Consider the following 7,702-nt stretch of genomic DNA (forward strand, 5'->3'; position numbering starts at 1 on the left):
GCCTTGGTGGACCCCAGGTAGACGTCGTAACCGGTCACTCCCACGTTGTCCGTGGAGGCCGTCCAGGTCAGCTTCGCCGCCGTGCCCGTGATCCCGGAGACCGTGGGCTTGCCCGGCTTGCTGGGCGCTGTCGTGTCCTGCTCCTCCGGCCCCGGGGGCTCACCCCAGATCTTGGTGGCGCCGCTGTGGAGGGTGATGTTCTTCGTCAGCACCGGCGTCGCGCCCGGCGTCACCGGGATGCCCTTGTACGACCAGTCGTCGGTCGGGTCCCAGGAGCCCGTGCTGGTGATCCTGAACTGCACCTCCCTGCGGTGCTGCGACTGCCCGGCCGGGGCGATGGCCTGCCCGGAGCAGTCGATGTTCACGTAGTACACGCGCCCGCCCGCCGAGCCGAGCGTCGGGGCCTTGCACTGCGTGTACGCCGACGACACGCTGACCTGCGAGGCGGTCGTCGAGCCGTCGAGGGTGAAGTAGTAGCGGAACGAGCCGTCCGACAGGACCCGGGCGGGCCAGGCCGACTGGTTGCGGACGATGGCCTTGATCTCGGTGAAGTTGGTGCCGGAGGCGTTCACGCCGGCCTCGACGAAGATCTCCGGGCCGTCCGGGGTCTCGGCGGGCGGGAAGTTCGCCGCGGGCGCTCCCCCGTACTCCTTGTAGAGCCGGGCCACGGCGCTGGTGAAGCCCGCGTTGTAGTCGGTCGCGACCTCGTTCATGACGTAGTCGTCGCGCTTGTCGGTGTAGACGTCGTCGGGGTCGGGCGGGCCGCCCACCAGCGCGCCGTACAGGGTGTGGCGGCTGTCGACCGGGTTGGTGATCTGGTCGGTCCACGAGCCGTGCGCCGTACGGTGGTGCGGGTTCTTCGGCGGGTTCGCCCCGAACCCGATCAGGTACGAGGAGTTGCGCGGGTTGTCGCCGAGCGCGTAGTTGATCTGCCGGACCGCGAAGTCGTGGTAGCGCGCCTTGCGGTCGGGATCGGTGATCGAGTCGCTGTGCACGAGCGCGACGAACGAGGTGTTGGCCGCGTACCGCAGCGAGCCCCACCGGTCCAGCACGGCCTCGCCGCCCGGCGAGTACTTGACCTTGGAGCCGTTGACGCCGACCGTCCACCAGTCGAGCCAGCGGTTGGCGTCGTCGAGGTACCTCTGCTTGCCGGTGAGCTTGTGCAGCAGCACGTACGCGCCGTACGACTTGTCGTCCCACGCGATCGTCCACTTGTACGACTTCGTCGTGGTCTGCGGCTCGTTGCCCAGGTTGGCGTAACCGGCCTCGGCCTTGGCCAGGTAGGCGGCGTCGTTCGTGGCCCGGTAGAGCCAGATCGCCCCCCAGACCAGCTCGTCGTTGAAGCCGCTCCAGGAGTTGTAGTAGCCCTGGGCGTCGCTGATGCAGTCGCTGTACTTCTTCCTGACCGTGTCGGCGAAGGAGTAGAGCTGCTTGGCGTGCGTCACCAGCTTGTCGGCGTAGGCCGGATCGGTCGGGCGGAAGACGATCGACGAGGCCGCCATCGCCGCCGCCGTCTCCCCCGCCAGGTCCGAGCCGCCGCAGGACGCGTCGATCTTGTAGGCGGGCCGGTTCATCTGCATGGCCTCGGCCGGGCCCCACCAGGCGTGGTCGGTGCCGCCGTTGCCGACCTGCCCGTACAGCACGTTGGCCGACGGGTGGGCCCTGACGAAGTAGTCGTTGACGAACCTCAGGTTGTTCAGCAGGTGGGTGAGCTGGCCGGAGCCCGCGTAGGCGTCGCGGTACTCGACACCGCCCCAGGCCAGCATCGTGGCCGAGAAGGCCATCGGGAAGCCGAACTTGACGTGGTCGCCCGCGTCGTACCAGCCTCCGGTCAGGTCCAGCCCGGCGTCCTTGCCGTCGTTCATGCCCGAGTCGCCGCGCCAGGAGACGCGGTTCCAGCCGGGCAGGTCGCCCGACTGCTGGGCCTCGTAGAACCACAGCGACTTCTGCAGCGCCTCACCGTAGGCGAAGGCGGGCGCGGCCGCGTGGGCCACCGGCCCCACCCCTGCGAGCAGGGGCAGGACCAGCGACGCCGCGGCGATCATCGCCGCTTTTCTCACGGGAAGAGCCGCCCGTACTCGGCCAGGGCCACGGCCACGTCCACCTGCGCCCAGAAGCGGTGGTAGTTGAACGTGGGCGCGGGGCCCGTGCCCTGGAGGTAGGCGTTCACCTTGGGCCAGTCGGGGTCGTTCTTGTAGAAGGACCTGATCGACATGAACGTCGAGCTGGAGTTGATCGTGTCGCCGTTCGGCATCTTGCCGGTCCAGCCCGGGGGCACGTAGACCGGGTCGTTCAGCCGCTTGTAGTCGGTCTTGGTCTCCGGCACCGACACGCCCTTGGCGTCGCGGTTCTTCCACACGCCGTCCAGCAGCGCCTTGGCCATGTTCCTGGCCGCGGTGTTGTTCGCCTTGGCCGCGTAGTACATCAGCGTCTTGGCGTACGAGCCGGCCACGCCGACGTCGTTGGTGTAGTCGGCGACCGTCACGTGCAGGCCGGGGTTGGGCGGCGGCATGACGTTCGGGTCGCTGAAGTCGGCGACGGGCTGACCGGTCCACTTCAGCGTCGACGGGATCTGGTATGTGCCGTCCGCGTTGATCGTGGTGTTGGCCATCGCCCAGGAGACCCACTTGTCCAGCAGCGCCTTGGCGTCGGCGTTGCCCGAGGCGTAGTAGAGCTCGGCCACCCGCTCCATGGTCCACGCCTGGAACCCGAACCACTGGTTCGACGGCGGGTCGTGGTAGACGGGCTGCCAGTCGTAGGTCATGCCGTGGAACTTCGGCAGGCCGGCCGGCGGGGTGGCGTAGTGGCCCTCCCAGCTGTTGGTCGCGCCGCCCGCGATGGCGCCCTCGGCGGACTGGAGCCAGGTGTAGAACTGGAGCTGGCGGGTCAGGCTGGTGCTCCAGTCGGCCGCGCCGGTGCCGCTCTTGGGCTTCAGCTCGGCCACGTTCGCCAGCGCCCAGGCCGCGAGCGGGTTCTGGTAGCCGGAGTGGTTGTGGCTGGAGCCGATGCGCCAGGCCCAGCCCGCGCTGGAGTCGGTCGCGCCGCCCCAGGCGTAGTACCAGGACAGCAGGTAGTTGGAGGCGTCCTTGCCGGTGCCCGCGGCGCACGAGGTGCTGGTGCAGCCGGGCTTCTTGAAGTACTTGTCGTACATCGCGTAGCGCAGGTAGTCGCCCATCTTCGCGGCCTTGGCGACCGACGCCGAGATCTGCGACTCCTTGCCCTGCTGCTTGGCCCACGTCTGCGCCCAGTACGCGGCCTGCACGGCCCTGGCGTCGGCGTCGGGCGCGTTGGTGTACTTCCACTGCTTGGCGTACGAGCTGTCCTTGATGAACAGGTCGAGGTATCCGTTCGTGCCGCCGTGCTTGAAGGTGTCGCAGGACGGCTGCGGGATCGTCTCGAAGACCGACTCCTCGGGCCCGCGCTGGTAGGTGTTGATGTAGGCGGGCCTGGTGGTGCCGTCGCCGCAGCGTCCGAAGCCGTAGGTGTTGTCGACGTCGAGCAGCCAGTGCATGCCGTAGACGTCGCCGGTGCCGTACGCACTCTTCAGCTCGTTGGCCAGCGGGTCGGAGCCCACGGAGACGCCGGAGTCGATCTGCGTCGGGTACTGCTTGATGTCGTTGTACTCGGCCGCGTACGTGGCCGGCTTCGAGGGGTTGTAGAAGGAGTTCGTCGGCTGGTCGGCGGTCGCGGGGATGATGTACTTCTCCATCGAGGCCCAGGCGTTGTTGAACTTCGCCCAGTCACCGGTCACCTGCCCGTAGGTCGCCTCCAGCCACAGGTAGTAGCTGTAGGCCTCGGACGTGGTCTCGTGCCCCTGGTCGGGCGCCTCGACCATGAACGTCTCCACCGAGTGGTACGGCACGCCCTCGGGCGAGAAGTACCCGTTGGCCGGGTCGTGCAGCTCGTTGTACATCTCCACGAAGCGCTTGACGTACTCGTTGTCGCCGCCGAGGTCGTCGTCCGCCTCGCTGGCGGTGACCTTGACCGGGGTGTAGCCGGTCGCGCTCACCGTGAACTCGGCGGTGCCGCTGGTGGTGTCGGCGTCGTCCGCCGCCGCCAGGGTGACGTTCTGGGCGGTGTTCCAGTTGGCGGGCGTGAAGGTGAGCGTGCCGCCCGAGCCGACGGTCAGGTCGGCGTCACCGCTGGTGCGGGCGGTGGTGACGGTCACGTTCGCGGCGGGCGCCTGCGAGAGCTTCACGCCGAAGCCCGCGGTCCCCTTCTCCGGCACGGAGATCGTGAGCGGGCTCACCAGGAGGGCGGGCCCGGTGTTCTGCGAGACGGTGATCCCGACGGGGGCCGAGGTCGTGGTCGCGCCGCCGTTGTCGGTGGCCTTCGCGGTGATCGAGTAGCTGCCCGCGGCCACGTTCTGCCAGGTGTAGCCGTAGGGCGCCGAGGTGTCGGTGCCGAGCAGCGTCGAGCCCTGGTAGAAGTCGACCTTGGAGACCGTGCCGTCGGTGTCGGCGGCGTTCGCGGCGATGGCCACGGTGGCCGGGGCGGTGTACGTCTGGCCGGCGGTGGGCGAGGTCAGCCCCACCGTGGGCGGGGTGTTGGCGCCGCCGCAGGTCACGCCGTTCACCGTGAACGAGGTCGGGTTCGGGTTGCTGCCCGTCCAGGTGCCGTTGAAGCCGAGCGTCGTCGAGGCGCCGGTGGCCAGGCTGCCGTTCCACGGCATGTTGGTCGCCGTGACGTGCGTGCCCGACTGGCTCCAGTTGGCGCTCCAGCCGGTGGGCGTGTACTTCTGGCCCGCGGTCGGGAAGTCGAAGCCGAGCGTCCACGAGGTGATCGGGTCGCCGGTGTTCTTCAGCGTCAGGTTGGCGGTGAACCCGCCCTGACCTGGGCCGCTCGTCCACTGGTTGGCGGTGTACGTCACGTCGCAGGCGACGGCCGCGTGCGCGGGAAGCGCGGCGAGGGTCGTGGTCGTGCCCGCCGCGAGGACGAGCGTCGTGGCCACGGCGAGCCGCCTCGATAAGCGGGAAAGGCGGGAAGGAGGTCTGTGCTTCACGGGATCTCCATGGGAGTAGGGGTGTGGGAGCGCTCCCAAAGGGGATTGTGGATGCCCGGCGGCGTATGTCAACGGATCGGCCGTCCGGCGGCCCCCGCGTTTCCTCCCACCAGGCTGCCGATGATGAAAGTTTCATCCACCTTCCGGGGCATTCGGCGAGCATGTGGCCCGGGGACGCCCGGCGCGGAACCGCGCTCATTTACAGGGCTCTGGGGGCGTCTCACTATGGGAGCGCTCCCAGCCAACTGAGTTCCTGGAGATGATCGCTAGTGAGACTCAACAGCGGCCCGCGCCGATGGGCCGTGACCATGACCGCCGCGAGCGTCGCGGCCCTCGGCCTCGTCGTCGGCCAGACCACGGCCGCCAGCGCCGCGGTGAACTGCGACGTGACCTACTCCGCCAACTCGTGGACGAGCAGCCCCGGTCAGGGCGGTTTCACCGCGAACATCACGTTGAAGAACACCGGCGACCCGATCACCTCGTGGACGCTGGGCTTCGACTTCCCCGGCACCGGCCAGAAGTACACCCCGACGGGCTGGAGTGCCAACTGGACGCAGTCGGGCACGCACGTCACCGCGACGAACATGCCCTACAACGGCAGCCTGGCCACCGGCGCCTCCACCACCGTGGGCTTCAACGGCACCTGGACGGGCAGCAACAACCCGCCCACCTCGTTCACCGTGAACGGCGTGACCTGCGGCGGCGTCACCCCCACCACCCCCTCGGTGGTGACCTCCGCCAGCTCGGTCGCGGTCAACGAGGGCGGCACCGCCACCTTCACCGCCAAGCTGTCCTCCGCCCCCACCTCGAACGTCACCGTCACCACCCAGCGGACCAGCGGTGACACCGACCTGACCGTCAGCGCGGGCGGCTCGCTCACCTTCACCCCCGCCAACTGGAACACCGCCCAGACGGTGACCCTGGCCGCCGCCCAGGACGCCGACACCACCGCGGGCACGGCGGCCTTCTCCGTCGGCGGCACCGGCGTCACCTCGGCCACCGTCAACGCGACCGAGGTGGACGACGACGCGGTCGTGGAGCAGGCGCTGCTCGTGACGCCCACGTCGGTGACCGTGCCCGAGGGCGGGACGGCGACGTACACGGTCAAGCTGGCCGCGCAGCCGTCCGCGAACGTGACCGTCACCTCGGCGGCCGGCAGCGGCGACGCCGACCTGACCGTCTCCGGCGGCGGCAGCCTCACCTTCACGCCGGCCAACTGGAACACCGCCCAGACGGTGACCCTGGCCGCCGCGCAGGACGCCGACAGCGCCAACGGCACCCGCGCCTTCACCGTCGCCTCCGCCGGCCTGACCTCCAAGACGGTCACCGCCACCGAGGCCGACGACGACGGCCAGCCGCCCACCGGCCACGTCGAGAACCCGTACGCCGGCGCCACCGGCTACGTGAACCCGCAGTGGAAGGCCAAGGCCGCGGCCGAGCCCGGCGGCGCCGCCGTCGCCAACACCTCCACCGCCGTGTGGCTGGACCGCATCGCGGCCATCGCCGGCTCCTCCTCGGCCATGGGCCTCCAGGCCCACCTGGACGAGGCCGTCGCCCAGGACGCGCTCAACGGCTCGGCCCCGCTGACCGTGCAGTTCGTCATCTACGACCTGCCCAACCGCGACTGCTCGGCCCTGGCCTCCAACGGCGAGCTGCTGATCGCCCAGAACGGCTTCAACCGCTACAAGGCCGAGTACATCGACGTGATCGCGAACATCCTGCGCGACCCCAAGTACGCCAACCTGCGCATCGTCACGATCGTCGAGCCCGACTCGCTGCCCAACCTGATCACCAACACTGGCAACTTCCCGAAGTGCGCCGAGGCCAACCAGGCCGGCGGCTACGTGGACGGCGTCCGGTACGCGCTCGACAAGCTGCACGCGATCACCAACGTCTACACCTACGTGGACGCCGCCCACCACGCCTGGCTCGGCTGGGACTCGAACTTCGCCCCCGCCGTGAACCTCTTCTACAACATGGCCGCGGGCACCACGGCCGGCGTGGACAGCGTGGACGGCTTCATCGTCAACACCGCCAACTACTCCGCCACCAAGGAGCCGTACTTCACGATCAACACCCTGGTGAACGGCCAGACCGTCCGTCAGTCCAAGTGGGTGGACTGGAACTACTACGTGGACGAGTCCACCTTCGCCGCGGCGCTGCGCACCGCGCTGGTCAACAAGGGCTTCAAGCCCGGGCTCGGCATGCTGGTCGACACCTCGCGCAACGGCTGGGGCGGCACCGCCCGTCCGGGCGGCGCGAGCACCTCGACGGACGTGAACACGTTCGTCAACCAGTCGCGCGTCGACCGCCGCATCCACGCCGGCAACTGGTGCAACCAGAGCGGCGCGGGCCTCGGCGCCCGTCCGACGGCCAGCCCCGAGCCCGGCTTCGACGCCTACGTCTGGATCAAGCCTCCGGGTGAGTCCGACGGCGCCAGCACCGACATCCCGAACGACGAGGGCAAGAAGTTCGACCGGATGTGCGACCCGACCTACACCGGCAACAACCTCAACGGCAACAACATGTCGGGCGCCCTCGGCGGCGCCCCGCTGTCGGGCCAGTGGTTCTCCGCCCAGTTCCAGGAGCTGGTCAGGAACGCCTACCCGCCCGTCAACTAGCTCACCGAGCCGGCCGGGGGCTCCGGGGCCCCCGGCCGGGGGGGGGGGGGGGGCGGCCGGCGCCCCCGCCCCGCCCCGC

General features: G+C 69.6%; 3 protein-coding genes. 1 reads left to right on the plus strand and 2 read right to left on the minus strand.

What is annotated here, in order from left to right; all coding sequences use genetic code 11:
- Positions 1–2,045 (minus strand): glycoside hydrolase family 9 protein (locus tag ABZ815_RS42300; protein WP_357707117.1); only part of this gene is annotated, 2,045 nt, incomplete at its 3' end.
- A gap of 11 nt (positions 2,046–2,056) precedes the next feature.
- On the minus strand, positions 2,057–4,951 hold the full coding sequence (locus tag ABZ815_RS42305; protein WP_357707118.1) for a glycoside hydrolase family 48 protein: 2,895 nt from the start codon (positions 4,949–4,951) through the stop codon (positions 2,057–2,059).
- 359 nt (positions 4,952–5,310) lie between these two features.
- Between ABZ815_RS42305 and ABZ815_RS42310 the strand changes: the two genes are divergently transcribed.
- The gene (locus ABZ815_RS42310; RefSeq protein ID WP_357707120.1) at positions 5,311–7,623 is read left to right on the plus strand and encodes a glycoside hydrolase family 6 protein; all 2,313 of its coding nucleotides are present in this window, start codon (positions 5,311–5,313) and stop codon (positions 7,621–7,623) included.
- Positions 7,624–7,702: the final 79 nt, after the last annotated feature.

Source organism: Nonomuraea sp. NPDC047529 (assembly GCF_040642995.1).
Classification (GTDB): domain Bacteria; phylum Actinomycetota; class Actinomycetes; order Streptosporangiales; family Streptosporangiaceae; genus Nonomuraea.

Excerpts from the sequence above, each read along its gene's own strand:
- ABZ815_RS42310 (WP_357707120.1), top strand. The coding sequence starts at position 5,311 with ATGACCGCCGCGAGCGTCGCGGCCCTCGGCCTCGTCGTCGGCCAGACC.